We start from the raw sequence: 15,787 nt of genomic DNA on the forward strand, positions 1-15,787 counted from the left end.
CCGTCGAATCGCGGTTTCTTGTTCAGTGCCGCGAACGATCCGATGGCACGCACGCCTTCCTCGCGGATCGCGTTCAGCGCCTTTTCCTTGGCGAAGAATTGGATTTGCGCGTGCAGCAGGGTGTCGTAGCAGTCGCGTTCCACCGGATTATCGGCGATTTCGAGGCCGTCCGTGAATGCGATGCGTAGCGATTGGTCGGTCGGCACGTCGCGCACGGTGACGGTGAGGCTCATAGTCGCTTCATCGTAGGAAACGTCGGCCGGCCGCAGCGCCACATCCGTATTCCCGACGGAAGCCTGCACACCGTTTTCCAAACCTTCCAAACTTCCCAAACAATCGCCGGAAATGCGGGGACGGGCGATGCCACGCACAGTGATCGTCCAATCGCGCGACTTGGGAGCCGCGTTGGCACCGTCGCCGCGAACCGGGTCGACGGTAAACACAGCCGTACCAGCCGTACCAGCCGCATCGTCAGCAGCACCATCGCAATCGCCCGCATCGCCATCACACCACTGCCAACGCAACGCGGTGTCGGCCGTGCGTCCGGCCGAGGCGTGCGCGTACACGCCGTCGTCCTCGCGCATCGTGAATTCGCCGGAAGCGCCTGGGAAGAGCAGCACGTCCATCGCGGTCGGATTGGCGATGGAGTTGACGTCGTCCCCCTCGCCCAGTCGCTGCATCGGCACAATCGCGCCGGCTTTGGCGAATACCGGCATGCGGTCGAGCGCGCGCCAGACGGTGACATCACGTCCCCCGACCCCGTGCGCCTCGTAGCGGCGGCCGTCGAAGAAGTCGAACCATTCGCCCTGCGGCAGCCACAGATCCGCACGGCCGCGCGCCACCTTGCGGTCGGCGGCGCTGACGATCGGCGCCACGACAAGCTCGGTGCCAAAGCGGAATTCGTCGGGGTAATCGTAGGCGGCCCATGTGTCGGGCGACTGCCAGTACATCGGTTCGACGATCGGCCGGCCTTCGAACGCGGCGCGGTAGTTCATGCTGTACAGGTACGGCAGCAGCGCGTGGCGCAGGCGCAGCGAGGCGGTCATCGAGGCACGCACATCGCCCGTATAATTCCACGGCTCCTTGCCGGAGAACGGCGAATTGCTGGAATGCAAGCGATTGATCGGGCTAAACGTGCCAAGCTGGTACCAGCGTGCCTCAAGTTCGTCGTCGCGATAGCCGAACATGTGGCCGCCGATGTCGTGGCTCCACCATCCGTAGCCGATGTTGGACGCGGTGGCGGTGAATTGCGGCTGGAATGCGAGCGATTCCCAGGTAATAACGGTGTCGCCGGAGAAGCCGACCGGATAGCGGTGCGAGCCGGGGCCCGCATAGCGCGAGAAGGTGAGCGGCCAACGGCCGTCGCGTCCGGAATCGAGATAGTGCATGTGGTTGAGGATCCACAGCGGGTCCAGACCAGGCTGACGCGTCACGCCGCCCTGCTGCCAGTCAAGCCACCAGAAGTCGACGCCTTCGTCCTCCAGATCGTGGTGCATGTCGAAGTAGGCGGCCATGTAGTCCGGATTGGTCAGGTCGAATTCGAGGTTCTCGCCGCTCGCCGGGTCAACGCCCATGCGTTTGGCGGCCTTCGGATACGCGTTTTCGAATGCGCGGATGCCGTCTCGCGGGTGCACGTTGAGCGTGGTTTTGAGCCCCTTGCGATGCAGTTCGTCAAGGAACGCCACATGGTCGGGGAACAGTTCGTTGTTCCACGTGTAACCGGTCCAGCCGGAACCGTACTTCGGGTCGACGCTGTCCACGAGATGCCAGTCCATGTCGATCACGGACGTGGTGAACGGGATGCCTTCGCGCTTGAACCGGTCCATGAGCGCCAGATATTCGGGCTGCGTGTACCGGTAGTAGCGGCTCCACCAGTTGCCGAACGCGAATCGCGGCAGCAGCGGCTGCGGTCCGGTGAGCTTGTAAAAGTCCTGCACGGCTTCGATATAGCGATGCGCGTAGCCGAAGAAATATAGGTCGATGCAGCCTTTGTCGCGCGGCGAGACCCAGGAGCCGAACGGGTTCGGTTTGCCGTTCACGCTGTCGGTGAGCACAATCACGTTCGATTTGGAATCGTCGAGCACCGCCCAGCCATCGCGTGAGATCACGCCATCGCCCATGTCGAGCGGCTGGCCGAATTTCTTGTCGCCGTCCGCTTCGTCAAGCGTGCGCGCGGTGCCTTTGAGGTTGCCTCTTGATTGGTCGCCGTAATGCCAGGTGTTGAATTGGGTGCTGGAAATATGCTTGACGACCACGCACAGGCCTTCTTTGCTGAATGGCTTGCCGTCGTAGTCGATATGCAGATTTTCGGTGTCGATGATGACGCGGCCGTCGCGTTCCGTCACGGTGCGCTCCACGCGATGTCCGAAGTCGCGGTTGAGCACGGTTTGGGTGACGTGGTCCTCGAAATGGCCGATGTCGGACCATTCGAAGCGGGCCAGCGCGTCGGTGAGCAGGCAGATGCGCCACCGATCGCCTTGAATGATGTTGTTGGGATTGGGTTGCGGCTGTGCGTTGCGCACGAACGCTGTGAAAACGTTATCGGTCATGCGATTCCTCGATAGTTGGCGATTGCGGAAACCTGGTAATGCACTACGAATGCAGTAAATAGGATATACCGCGACGCCCCCACCGCATATACCCGCCTATGCCGTAATAACCGCCGCGTCGGTTCCATCGCATCCTTTCCGCCAAACCGACGCTCACCCACCTCTCACCGTCGGTTCAATCGCCCCCATTCCACCAAACCGACGCCTATCGCCCTCATCATCGGTTTCATCGAACCCATTCCGCAAAACCGACGCTCAGCAGCGCCCCACCGTCGGTTTAGCAGAACCCAACCTACCAAACCGACACTCAGCACCGCCTCACCGTCGGTTGACAGAACCCATTCCGCGAAACCGACGCTCAGCGGCGCCTCATCGTCGGTTTGGTGGAAAGTGTGCTGCACAACCGACGCCGAGCGGCCCGCTGGGAATCCATCGCAAACGCCCCTGCGATGACGGCCAGCACCGCGCCGCCAAGCACGATCCAACGCGCTCCGCCCAGCATGCCGGTCAGTGGCAGAATCACTGGAGCATCTTTGAAATACATAAATGTTCCAACAACCACATGGGTACCATTGGCGTACTCATAGCCATCCTTGCCGAATTCCCAAGGCCATTGCACCGGATATTTGTCCGTATCGGCATTGTCGATGACGAAATACTTCGGCTCCTGTTCGCATACATATCCGCTTGGAGCTTCCACTTCTACCAGCTTGTACGCCCTGTTGTAAGTGAACTCATCGGGATTCTTGAATATGGACTTATGGAGTGATAGCTGACCCTTCTCGTTGGTACGCAACGGGCTCTTTGTTTCGAGCTTCTTCCACGTGTATGGATGTTCGCTATTTTTGCCTTCCCATCCATAGAGCTCGAATTCCGCTCCAGGCAGACGTTCCGCGTTGTTGTCCGCATTCACCTTGAATACGTTGATCGGCATTTCAGCGACATCCGCTCCAGCGGCGGCTTGCGTAATATGCGCGGCGAACGTGCGGTCAGCAGGCCACGCTTTTTTGCCATTCACCTCAGCCACATTGGAAATGGCCACGTAGGAATCCTTCGCACCAATCACCTTATAGGTGTAGTCGACGATGAGCGCGGTCTTGTTCGGAACGGTAAAGGTCAGAGTGCTGGTCCACCATCCGTTATACGTATCGGTCTGTTCCGAATCGACCACATACGAATACTGACTGGAATCCAGTTCACGGACTTTGATTTTCTCGACTTCAGGAACCACATCGCCGCCGTCAACGACAGTTCCATGATTTGTGGTTATCACATTGCCCCGCTCATCGAATTTGACCCGTTCGATGATTTGCGAGCCATTCTTATCCGGCACGTAGATGTGCACGCTATCCGGGTCCAATACCAGCTGCGCATCGTTATAGCCCGCAATATGCTGGTATTTCGCCACATCCTTGAAGGTGTACGCGCTCGGCGAGCATGCTCCACGAGACTGATTATCGGATTTCTGACCGACGCACAACGAATCCGGGTTGATATTGAGCTGATACCGAGCTTCATTATCAACCTGTTCAGGGTTGCTTTGGTCGTACAGATGAATCTTGTTCATGTTCTGCTTGTCGACAAGATTCTTCCAAGCATCACGACGAATGGTCTGCTCCTGAGAGGATTCGACATCCTTGCTACCCGGGAAGGATGCGACTACCGTGTTCTCATAGGCATGGGAGACTTCATAGTCGTCAAACTGTCCATCATCAAAGGCCACACGGACGATAAGTCGCATCTGCTGGTACTTCCATCCGTCATAATTCGTCATGCCCACCTTGTCAGCCCAATTCTGCAAGGTGGCTTGCGGAATGGTGATTCTAACAGTGCCATCATCTTGGAGATCAGCAGTCGCATAGGCAGTTTCCTCACGCGGCCACCATGACGTCACATAAGTAGCTTGGCCATGATTTCCGTTGAAAGTAAATACCTTGCTTGCTCCTTTATCGTCATATTGACGCCCTTCGAGCTGCAATCCAGCTTCGCCGTCGTTAGCGGATATACCAGTCAGCAGATGTGTGCCTTTAGGCAGCTTCTCCGTCAGAACCAAGTTGCCTTTGCTTTTGCCCACCATATCCCAGCTTGGGTTGAAATCGATGGTCCACGACATATAGGGCGTCCCGGCTTTGTCTGTCGATGTAGCCGTCTTCGTCGTATTCAGCGACGTGTAATCATGGTTGGTGAAATCGGAATATGGGCCGTTCGTCTCTGCCGAATCATGCTTCACCATGTTGAATTTCGGATAATCCGGTTCCTGTGGATCAGTAGGCTTATGGTATTCCTGAATATCGGCACTCGGGCAATCCCAGAAATTACCTATATTCGCGCAATTGGTAAAACGCAATCCGTTATATTCCGTACCCAAGGCAACCGTGGAAGAATACTTGAAGGAGATTTTAGTTTCCTTCGGAAGATCGGTCTGCATGGTAATAGTGAACTGGTTCTTCTGCTGGCTGCCATTCGACGAACCGAATGCAATTGTGTACTCAGGGGTGACTCCAGTTCCCCTGTATGCATCGGAAATCGCGTCCTTAATCGACTTTTCGATAGCGGTCTGCTGTGCATCGGTGAAATAGTGCGGATAGGAGTGATTATCTTGCGTAACGCTCTGCAACGTATCGGTATATGTCCAAGGTCCCTTGAGGTCCCTGTCGCTGCTGCCGATGTTCAATTGCCAACTGAGATTGGCGCTACGCTCTTTAGTGTTTTGGTCCTCGAACACATTCACATTACCGATGGAGGACTTGGCAAATGGGTTCGACATGGAGTATGTCCCGCTCTTCGAAGCGCACAGGTTCCCATCCTGGGAATCTGTAGGACAAATTGAAACAGTATTGCTGAAGTCTTTCTGATTTGCCTGAGATGACTTCCCATCAATCGCAGTCGAATAGGTGAAAACGTACGTCTTGGTGTTGTCTTTGGAGAACGTCACGGGGAACGAAACTTTAGTGGCTTGTTCGGGATGTCCCTCTTCATACACCTGAACATCCTGGAGACTGTTCTGAAGGCCAGCTCCCGGCAAATCATTCAAAGTCCAGCCCTTCAAATTACGGTGATCCTTGTTGACAACCACCGTCCATTTGATTGCGCCGTTGGCATCGACTCCACTGGCAGTTTTGCTCAAATCAGGTTTGTTTTCGAACCACCAATCAGCGGAAGCTTCGCTTTTCACCTCATGGCCGTTATCGTCCTTCGATTCGACGTGGGCCGTGTTCTTGATGTCGCCATTGCCACCAAGTGCGACATTGCCAACGCCATCATACGAAATGACGATAGTATCCCCAGCCGCAAGTTGTGGCAGATAGGCTTCAAACGAATTCTTCCCATCCAAAGCATTCGCATCGATATTCTTGCCGTCGGCATCTTGCAAGACAACGGTGAACGACGAACCATCAGCATGGGTGCCCGTAACCGTCACCGGAGCTTTAATGGATCCGTTCTCCATCACATCGGACAGCTTCACTTTGCCAGGAGTGCCGTATTCCGGTGATGACACCGTAATTGTGAAGGGAAGAGTCTGCGAAGCATTGTCCAACGTGCCCTTAGTCTTCTGCACGTTCAGATCGTACTTTTTACCGACATTGATCAATCCACCGTTGCCCGGCAAATCAATTTCCCCGCCCTCATGCTCGCCTTTTCTGCTGACTTGGGCTTCAAACGTCAACCATCCATTGATTACGCCACCTTCGCCGTTCTCGTCCATGGCGGTTTTGTTAAACACGATAGTGAACTGTCCGTTTTTATCCAGCGTATATGTACCGTACTTGGTATATCCATCAGTGCCAAGAACGTCGCCGGAAGATCCGGACAGAACTTTCAGACTGTCCGGGACCTTATAGGTTACCGAATCGGTATTTTTATCCTTCAGATAATACGGCTTAAGAGAATATTCAGCCCGGATTCTGTACTGCCAATTGGGGTTCTTGTCGGCATCGAAATCGTAAGAGCCATCGCTATTAGGCTCCATGGTCGTCCAAGGGCCGTACACCGGCTGCCCATTGCTGTATCCAGTAATGGTCCGGTATTCCATCTTGTAACCTGTGATTTCATCTCCAAGGCTGATTGCAGTACTGGAAGAATCGTTTGCCTGTGCCGTTCCAGAAGCAGCCACCATCGAAAACAGGCAAGCAAACGCCGCTACAAACGCAACCAGGACCTTTCCTGCGCGTCTAGCCCAATTGCAAGGCACCACTCGCCCAGACACTGATGCGACGCCACAGAATGCATGCTTGCGTCGACGTGATCGGCTCATGATGTTCCTTCCTTCCCGAGAATCCTTTTTCGTTAAAATCAATAAAGCTTATAGGTTTCTGCGATTCGTCGCATGTCGTACCGGCAACCACGATTGTCGCCTCGCAACGACCACTATGGCAATAATCGCAACGACCGCTATAACACCAACCATTACGTCGCGGTAGATTGCACTGTCATGTTGATCAGCCAACTCCGACAGTGGCGTTCTCACTCCAGAGACCAGTAGTCTGTGGGTATTCACGCCATATGGCGTGCACGTCATCAGGGTGACTCTGTCCTCACCTTGATGCACACGTAAGTACTTTGTGCCTTCCGTAGGAAGGATCACTTTGATGCTGTCCACCTTGTACCCCAAGGTCTCACCCATCACATCGATATAGAAAGCATCGCCCTTCTTCAGCTCGTCCAGCCTGGTGAACATCTCGGCGGTGACCATGCCTCGGTGACCGGTGATGACCGAATGGGTGTTCTTACCTCCTACCGGAAGAGAAGTTCCGTACAGATGGCCCGTTCCCTTGCTAAGAGCCACTTCACCAGTTCCATGGAAAATCGGCAGATTCACCGATATTTTCGGAATGCGGACGTCTCCCATCACACCCTGTCCAGTGTCCAGAAGGGATTGATATTCCTTGTCCTGCGCGGCCAATGAATCGTCCTGGGATTCGCCGCTTTTCTGAAAGGGATCCACAACCTCACCAATTGCGGATTGACCATTTCTATAAAGGCGCCGATTGTACTCACGCGCCGCTTTCAGTTGCTCCTTGGCTTGCGGATAAGGCCAGCTATCGACAACGGTCTTTGATTGGTTGACCATAGACCGCTGTCGATAACTAGAGATTGCCCTCGTTACGAAAGGGAACGATAAAACGATAACCGCAACAATAAAAATCACGATTGCGGCGATGGCGTCACGCTTCGCTCTCTTGGCAAGCTTGCGGTCAAGTTCGGCCGCTTGCTTTGCCTGTGCGGCTTCCGCAGACTCTTCGGTATCATCGGAGACTGCGGTTACCTCAATCTGAGTGCGAAGCGCTTTCGCCATCATCGTTTACTTTCAGGCGCTGCGACGGGCTGCGGACGCCTTGCGAGAGCGGATGACCAGAATGCCAGATGCGCCGAATAGCAGCACAGCAACAACGACGATCATCATCAAACCGATTCCGCCGGTGAGCGGCAGCTGAGTCAGATACTTGGCGTTGTACACGTTGAGCTGGTAAGCCGGAGTCTTTTCTGCAGCATCGGTGTATACGTAATCGCTGTTGTCGCCCTTAGCGACTTCGACAGTACCGTTCTCCTCAGCCTCGATGCCGGCCTTGCCATTCTTGTCTCCGATGGTCCAGTCGCCCCAAGCGGTCTTACCGTCCGCATCAGCCTTGCAGTATTCGCTGCACGTCCACGTATGCTGCTGGTAGCCGTTGCCAGTAGTGCCATTCGAATAATGGTACTGGGGCCAGATGGAGATCTTGAAGGTCGGCAGGGAGAATCCGATGTAGCCTTCTGGCGCCTGAATCTCAGAGACGGTATAGGTGCCAGCATCAAGGCCAACCAATCCTTCGACAATACCCTTGTCGTTAGATGTGAACACACCCTTGGATGTCAAGGTCTCATTCTTGGAAGGCTTAGCATCCAGCCAAGATACGTCATAGTGGCCCTCATCGTCCTTCGTGGTGGCAAGGTACTTGCCCTTATGCTCTGAAGTATCGCTGGCCTGCACCACGAACTTCGCGCCCTGCAGAGCTTGACCGGATTTGCCGTTGCTGCTCTTGTACGCTTCATCGGTCTTCTTCAGCTGGAACTTGAATGTATACACATTCACTTCATCGCCCGGAAGGTAACCAATGCTGCTGCCATCCGAAGCACGGTTCGAATACACCAAAGTGACCTTATTCGGATTACCCAACGCATTGTTGGCCGTGGAAATCGCAGCATACTTGTTCAGAGTCGCCTTGAAAATCACCACGATTGTATCGCCTTCCAGCACGCCCTTGCCATTCTTCGCAGCAGTGGAGCTTGCGGTGATGTTGACATACTTGCCCAGATCGATCGTGGTCTCAGTACCGTCATTGTAGGCGGTTCCAGAATCCACAACATCCTTGAAGGCGACATCATAATCAGTGCCTTCCTGCAATATCGCATCCACATGTCCAGTTTGCGGATTGACCAGCTGCACCGATTCCACCGCTTTGGTGACGTTATTGGTCTTGCTTCTGTCAACGGTCAGTTGCTTGGATGCGGTATCGACAATATCGAGATGGCGAGTGATGGCCTTTTCATTCACTGGGATGTTATCCCACGACGCATAGTTCGAATTATAGTTCGGATTATATCCGTAACCAGTGTAGACCGGCACGCGGGAGTAAATACGATAGCTTATCTCATCACCGACCGCATAATCCGGATGGTCCTGGGACGTATACCCAGTGTTCGCGCTGCCTGTCACCACTTCCTTAGCAATGGAAGGCAACGTGTTCTTGACGGTGATCTCGCCAATCACGCCTCGATTGCCATAATTCACATCCACCGACTTGGTCGTTCCATCAGCAGTCTTGAACGCAACGTTCTTATACGTGGTGGAAAGCAAAATCGGGACAGACGCGTTCTCCTGAGCATTCTTTAGATTCTTTCCACTGGCCAGACCCTGATCGGAAGTGTTATCGTCCAGCAACCACATGCCTTGGGAGACTTCTTCAGGCTTGCCGTCAGATTGGAATGAAGCATCAGCAGCGTAGGTGTTATTGTCTGCACCGTCTTTTGCACGCAGCAAAGCATCCAGATTCGTGGTGAAAGCACGAAGATCAGACTTGGAGGTCTGCCAATCAACACCACCGTTCGCGACACCATTTTCACGCGCATCGCCAGAGAAATACGAAGCAAGCCAACCCATCGGATTATTTTTCTTCGTATTGTTATCGCTCACCCAATAGTTCTTATCGGCTGTGTACAAGTCATACAGAGTGGTTTGCTTACCTTTGGCATCCGAGGCAGTAGTTTTTTTCATCGCAGTCTCGATGGGCGTCACATACTTATCAATGGTGTCCATCTGGAAAGACTGAAGCAGATACTGGTTCGCAGTGGATGACAGCGCTGCGCTCACATTGGTGAGCTTCGCCAGATTCCATCCTTGGAATTGATGAATAACTGTGTATTCATCTTGATTTTTAATGGTGATTGTGCCCGTAGTCGGATTGGACTTCGGTTGTACCACATCGTCGGCGTTGGCCGACGCCGCACCTAGAGCCAGACCGCTGAGTGCAATACCCAAAGCGGCCGCGCCCGAAAGCACGCGCTTCACAATACTGTTCATATCTACCCTTCCTCCTTGCGCAGGAGATTGGCTCTTCAATTCGTGCTGCCTCGGCTGTATTCGAAAAAGCGGGAGCATCGCGGTTGCTCTCATTGCACACAGCGGTAGCGGCAAGTGCTTATTTATGTACTTATAAATAGCGCTATATTCATTATGCATTCATTTAGGGGAAACTCGTCGTCGAATACCCCCCCCCGCCTTTTCCGCATCCCCCTTGTCAAACGTTTGACAAGCCGTAAATCAACAAAACGCCCTATACGTAAAATGACCTAACTATTCATCGATTTCGGGCGTGTCGTGCACGTTCACATAACTTCCCAGCAATCCCCAGCCGCTTCCCCGCAGCCGCCCAGCCATCCCCAAACCCACCTCAACCCAGCTCCCCAACCATCTACAGCCCAACCCAGCACCCAACCCCTCCTCACCGTCGACCCCATCGCCCCCATTCTGCAAAACCGACGCTCAGCCACCCCTCACCGTCGGTTTAGCAGAACTCATTCCACCAAACCGACGCTCAACAACCCACGCAAAAGAAACTGGCAACTTTACTTTGCCAATTTTCTCCAAACTTGCAAAGTAAAGTTGCCAGTTTCCCATAAACTCCGCAGCCTCCATCGATTCGGCAACATCCCTTCGCCAAATCAACCGACGCCCAGCACCCCGCCGCGTCCGCAATCACACGCGACGCATCACTAACGTCGCTGCATGCTGCTGCAACCATTCGCGCAGGTATGGAATCGTAAACTCCACATACCCGTATGTCGGCGAATAAATCACACCTGCATCAATCAGCCGCTGACGATAACGCCCGGCATACTGCGCATTCCTCCCAATCCGCTTCGCCACGTCGCCCGTACGTGACGGGCCATCGTCTTGCGCCATCGCAAGCAGATACGTGCGGTCAATTTCAGACAAATCCTCCACAGCCGGTTCATGCACCGTTCCACCGAGTCTGATACGCGCCGACTCAACCCCCTTACCTACCGCACTGGCATCGACGCGTCGCGCATCGCGCGAACAACGCCAAATGTTGTATCCAACCAGCTGAATCATGAACGCATATCCGCAAGTCGCTTCGGCCGCGGCGTCGAGCGCATCCGCATCCACCGCGTATCCGCTCGATTCGAAAATTGAGCGAAACGACTCTCGCACCAGATCCAGAGGAATGTCTTTCAATTCGACCGGCGTCGCACGACGCAGGAACGTCGTGACCTCGTCATGCAGCAGGAACGAATCCATGCCAGGTAGTCCGGCAAGCGCAATCGCAATATTGCGGTCCTCACGGATTAAATGCTGTGCCGCGGTCGCCAAAGCCCGTATTTCCGCCTGCGTCGCACCCTGCGTTTCATCCAGCGTGATAAGCAGCCCCCGTTCAGGATGGTGCTTGCAGATCACATTAAGATACGCGCCAAGCGAAGCTCGCAATGTCAACGGCATAGTTTGAGCATTGAATTCGATTTTGCCAAGGTCAAGGCTGCCGATGCCGTCAACAGCCACGCTTGGCAAATCAACGGATTTCACCGATTTGCGATTCAATTCCGCTTCGATGATTGCGATGAGCCGACCAACAAATCCCGGTGCCGCGGTTTCATCGATTACTTCCCATTTGTGCAATTTGGCACGTTTACCGAGTGCATTCAGTAGTGCCGTCTTGCCGATGCCGCGGCTTCCGGAGATGCGCAGAAGTCGATCCGGAGCTCCCGGACCTGACAGTAGCGATTCCTCGAATTCATCCAAGATTTCATCTCGACCGAGCAACTCCGGCGGATTCGCGCCCGCGGATGGCTTGAATGGATTGATGGAGGAAATCATGGCCGGCCTTTCTCTTTTGTTCTATCCTTTCATATTCTTTTTAATCCTTTTTTATCTTTTCATATCTTTTTTCCATCCCCTCATATCCTCAGCCATGCAACAATCACACCCCACCGTCGGTTCTATCGCATCCCTTCTGCTAAACCGACGCTCAGCAGCGCCTCACCGTCGGTTTCGCAGAACCTAATCCACCAAACCGACGCTTAGGGCCCTCATCATCGGTTTGATCGCTGTCATTCTGCCAAACCGACGCTTAGCGCCACCTCAGCGTCGGTTTCGTGGAACTCCTTCTGCCAAACCGACGCTTAGCACGCCCTCAGCGTCGGTTTGGCAGAATCCATGATGCGGAACCGACGTATGCACCGACGAACGGCATGCCCCGACCAGCACTACCCCGGCCAACGCGCTCACATGCCCAGACCAGCGGCACGCACCGGCTAACGCACGGTCCGCACAGCCCGCGACTCACGCGTGGCCTTCACCGCCACGAACACCGATCGCACCAGCAGCACGCACAGATAGCAGGCGAACAGCACGGACCCGACGCGCGGCGTGACCGCTCCGGCGGCCCACGTGCCCAACGGCGCGGTCACGGCCGCCGTCACGCCAATGATGAGCGCGGTTTTCACGTGTGCCAGCTTGCGCTTAAGATTCGCCGCACTGGTGGTGATCGAATTCGGGAACATGGCCAGCAGCGAAGTGCCGCGCGCGATCAAATCGGACGCACCGAACAGCATCGACAGTGCAGGTACGGCGAGCGCCCCACCGCCGATGCCCAGCAATCCGGCCAACGTGCCGATCACCACACCCAGCAATACCAGGCAGATGCCGGTCGTCACGGTCATGACGATGCGCTGACTGCGCGAAGGCACAAATCCCGCTTGGTTGACGACCACGAAAGCAAGAAATGCTACGAAAATCCACCGCAGCGCAAGCTCCGGCAGTCGTGCGAGCAGCCAACTGCCGATCTGCCCGCCTACGAACATGCCGCAGAACAGCAGCAGCGCGGCGACCCAGTCGACATGTCCGCCGGTTGCATATGAAATGACGCCGGAGATGGAGGTCGGCACGATCGCCAGCGTGGACGTGGCGGCCGCGTTGCGTTGCGACAGTCCCAGCCACACGAGCGCAGGCACGATTACCGTGCCGCCGCCGATGCCGAACATGCCCGACAGCAGCCCGACGACCACGCCGACCGCCACCAGTATCGCGACCGCACGTGCGCCGTGCGCCTCCCCTACGCCAGTTCCGCCGTCCGTCTCAATCGCATCGCCCATATCGCGCTCCTTCTGCGCCCGATACTACTCATCCACCCGCACAGTCCCGCGCAAACACCTGCCCGAAGGTATATACAGGACCAGAAAATGTGTCACGATTTTAAATTTCGGGCGATTTTTCGAATCGTGACACATTAAGCAATGCGCAGATACCCCCGAACGACCGTTTTCGCGGCAGAAACGTCCGGAAATAACAGTACGGGGGCATTCAAGCAGACACGAATGTGTCACGATCCAAAATTTCGGCCGATTTTTCAAATCGTGACACAGCATGACACAAAAACACCCGTCACGAACTACTACGAAACTCCACCATCCTCCCCGTGGGACACATGAGAACACACAGGGAGCAAAACGGAATGCGCGGAACGACTACGATACTCCACCACGCGCCCCGCAAGCCGGCCCCCAGCCACCACAAACCGCTACGAAACTCCACCACGGCCACACATGGCAGACCGCACCGCGCCTCTACATCAACGCCTACATCAACGCCGACAAATCCGGCGCATACACAAAGGACTCCGGAATCCGCTCAGGCTTAAGAAACATGGTCATATACAACGGAAGATAGGTAATCGGACCGTCCGTTTCGACGTTGCCTTTGCAAAGCACGTACGCGTCACGCAGATGCCAGTCCTCAACCGCGAGCATATTGTCCAAAGCCTTGTGCAGCCGCCAATCGTTACCGGATTTCACTTCGATCGGCAGTACTTTTTTACCGCTCTGCACCACAAAGTCGACTTCGCCGAGACGCGTCGAATTGTAGTAATGCAGGTCGAAGCCGTGGGCGCGCAGTTCCTGGGCGACCACGTCCTCCATAATCGCCCCCATGTTCACGTCGAGATTGCCCTGCAGAAGGTCGTATTGAATGTTGCCCATGGAGGCCGCGCACAGCAGTCCGACGTCGTTGAGAAACAGCTTGAACAGGCTGCGTTTGCTGTTGTTTTCCAATGGTGGAACCGGTTCGGAGACGTTATAGCAAGGCAATGCGACGCCGGCGTCCAACAGCCAGAGGAAGCTGCTCTCGTATCGGTTTTGACGTGCGTTTTTGGAAAGGTCGGCGAGCACGAATCTGCGGTTTTTGTCGTCTAGTTGGAATGGAATCGCGTCAAAGATGTTGCGAATTTTCGTCCGATCCTTCGTTTCGGCATATTTGGCGATGTCAAGTCGGTACAAAGTCAGCAAATCCGTCTGCAGGGACACGACCTGTCCGATGTCGTGCGTATCGACGTACCGCTGCACGACGTCGGGCATGCCGCCCACCACCAGGTAGGTCTGGAACAGGTTCATCATGGCGTTGTGCACCGGCTTCGGGACGGGGGTGCGCGCCTCGTAATGTTTTTCCAGCATGTCCAGCGTTGAATCCTGTACGCCGTTCGCCATGCAGAATTCCTCGAAATCCAGCGGATACATGCGTAGTTGCTCCTCGAATCCCACCGGATACGATGCAACCTGGCGCGTCTTCACGCCAAGCAGCGAACCGGTTTCCACATAGTCGAAGCGACCGTCCTCCACAAGGAATTTGATTGCCGTGCGCGCCGCCGGACATTCCTGGATTTCGTCGAGAAGCACCAGCGTATTGCCCGGTTCCAGCGGGGCACGCAAATATGCCGTAAGATTTGCGACGATCTCGTCAGCATTCAGCGATCCTTCGAAAATCGAGGCGGCTTTGGAATCTTCCAGAAAGTTCAGTTCAGCGAAGCACTGATAGTTGCGTTTTGCGAATTCGCGGACGATTGTCGTTTTGCCGATTTGCCGCGCGCCAGCAATCAATAGCGCTTTGTTTGCGCCGCGTTTCTTCCAATCCTCAAGATCGTTCCAAACCTTGCGTTTCAGCATGTCCGACCTCCTTGGAATGTCACATGGCATGGAATTGCGTAACGGAGCTACGTAACGAAAATCGTAACGGAATTCGCAGTTTTTAGTATATCAAACGTAACGTTTTCTGTAACGAAAGTTGTAACGTAATTGTGCAACGAAATTCTGTAACGAAATTCGAGTTCAAAAAGTGCCCAAGCGCAACGAAACTCGAGTTCCGTATAAAGCAACCAAAGAAACTGCTACGAAACTCCACCACTTTCCCGTATGGTGCATTTTGAGAGCGTACAGGGGGGCGCAGGAGGTGAAACGGAACACGCAAAACGACTACGATACTCCACCACACGTCCAGCAAATCGGTGTCCTCTCTCCCCGACCACCACAAACTGCTACGAAACTCCACCGCGCCCTCTCAAATGTGTCACGATTCTGAATTTCGAGCGATTTTTTGAATTGTGACACATCCGCCACCTCACAAATACCCCCGAATGCACATTTCCACGGCAGAAATACTCGAAAAAGGCAGTACGGGGGTATCAAGACAGACGCAAATGTGTCACGATTTGAAATTTCGGGCGATCTTGCGAATCGTGACACATTCTCCGCCGTACAGATACCCCCGAACGGCCATTTTCGCAGCAGAAACGTCCGAAAACGGCAGTACGGGGGCATTCGGCCGAGCACAAATGTGTCACGATCCGAAATTTCGGCTGATTTTTCGAATCGTGACACAAAACAGCCATCACAAACTGCTACGAAACTCCACCGCA

At 54.6% G+C, this 15,787-nt stretch carries 7 protein-coding genes; all 7 read right to left on the reverse strand.

Annotated elements, in window-relative coordinates; all coding sequences use genetic code 11:
- Positions 1-2,549: TIM-barrel domain-containing protein (locus ACR0P8_RS06585; RefSeq protein ID WP_432624336.1), on the reverse strand; the 2,549-nt coding region annotated here is incomplete at its 3' end.
- A gap of 358 nt (positions 2,550-2,907) precedes the next feature.
- Positions 2,908-6,804: a SpaA isopeptide-forming pilin-related protein gene (locus ACR0P8_RS06590; protein WP_432624337.1), complete on the reverse strand. Its 3,897-nt coding sequence runs from the start codon at positions 6,802-6,804 to the stop codon at positions 2,908-2,910.
- A gap of 48 nt (positions 6,805-6,852) precedes the next feature.
- Complete coding sequence (locus tag ACR0P8_RS06595) at positions 6,853-7,848, reverse strand: class C sortase (RefSeq protein WP_432624338.1); 996 nt, start codon at positions 7,846-7,848, stop codon at positions 6,853-6,855.
- A gap of 9 nt (positions 7,849-7,857) precedes the next feature.
- Positions 7,858-10,107: a SpaA isopeptide-forming pilin-related protein gene (locus tag ACR0P8_RS06600; protein WP_432624339.1), complete on the reverse strand. Its 2,250-nt coding sequence runs from the start codon at positions 10,105-10,107 to the stop codon at positions 7,858-7,860.
- A 675-nt stretch (positions 10,108-10,782) separates the two neighbouring features.
- Positions 10,783-11,919, reverse strand: a complete 1,137-nt coding sequence (locus ACR0P8_RS06605) for an ATP-binding protein (protein WP_432624340.1) — start codon at positions 11,917-11,919, stop codon at positions 10,783-10,785.
- A gap of 437 nt (positions 11,920-12,356) precedes the next feature.
- Positions 12,357-13,196, reverse strand: a complete 840-nt coding sequence (locus ACR0P8_RS06610; RefSeq protein ID WP_432624341.1) for a sulfite exporter TauE/SafE family protein — start codon at positions 13,194-13,196, stop codon at positions 12,357-12,359.
- Between the two features lie 483 nt (positions 13,197-13,679).
- Positions 13,680-15,038: an ATP-binding protein gene (locus ACR0P8_RS06615; protein WP_432624342.1), complete on the reverse strand. Its 1,359-nt coding sequence runs from the start codon at positions 15,036-15,038 to the stop codon at positions 13,680-13,682.
- Positions 15,039-15,787: the final 749 nt, after the last annotated feature.

Origin of the sequence: Bifidobacterium sp. (assembly GCF_050874245.1) — a bacterium.
Taxonomy (GTDB): domain Bacteria; phylum Actinomycetota; class Actinomycetes; order Actinomycetales; family Bifidobacteriaceae; genus Bifidobacterium.

Excerpts from the sequence above, each read along its gene's own strand:
- ACR0P8_RS06615 (WP_432624342.1), bottom strand. The coding sequence starts at position 15,038 with ATGCTGAAACGCAAGGTTTGGAACGATCTTGAGGATTGGAAGAAACGC.
- ACR0P8_RS06590 (WP_432624337.1), bottom strand. The coding sequence starts at position 6,804 with ATGAGCCGATCACGTCGACGCAAGCATGCATTCTGTGGCGTCGCATCA.
- ACR0P8_RS06605 (WP_432624340.1), bottom strand. The coding sequence starts at position 11,919 with ATGATTTCCTCCATCAATCCATTCAAGCCATCCGCGGGCGCGAATCCG.
- ACR0P8_RS06610 (WP_432624341.1), bottom strand. The coding sequence starts at position 13,196 with ATGGGCGATGCGATTGAGACGGACGGCGGAACTGGCGTAGGGGAGGCG.
- ACR0P8_RS06595 (WP_432624338.1), bottom strand. The coding sequence starts at position 7,848 with ATGATGGCGAAAGCGCTTCGCACTCAGATTGAGGTAACCGCAGTCTCC.
- ACR0P8_RS06600 (WP_432624339.1), bottom strand. The coding sequence starts at position 10,107 with ATGAACAGTATTGTGAAGCGCGTGCTTTCGGGCGCGGCCGCTTTGGGT.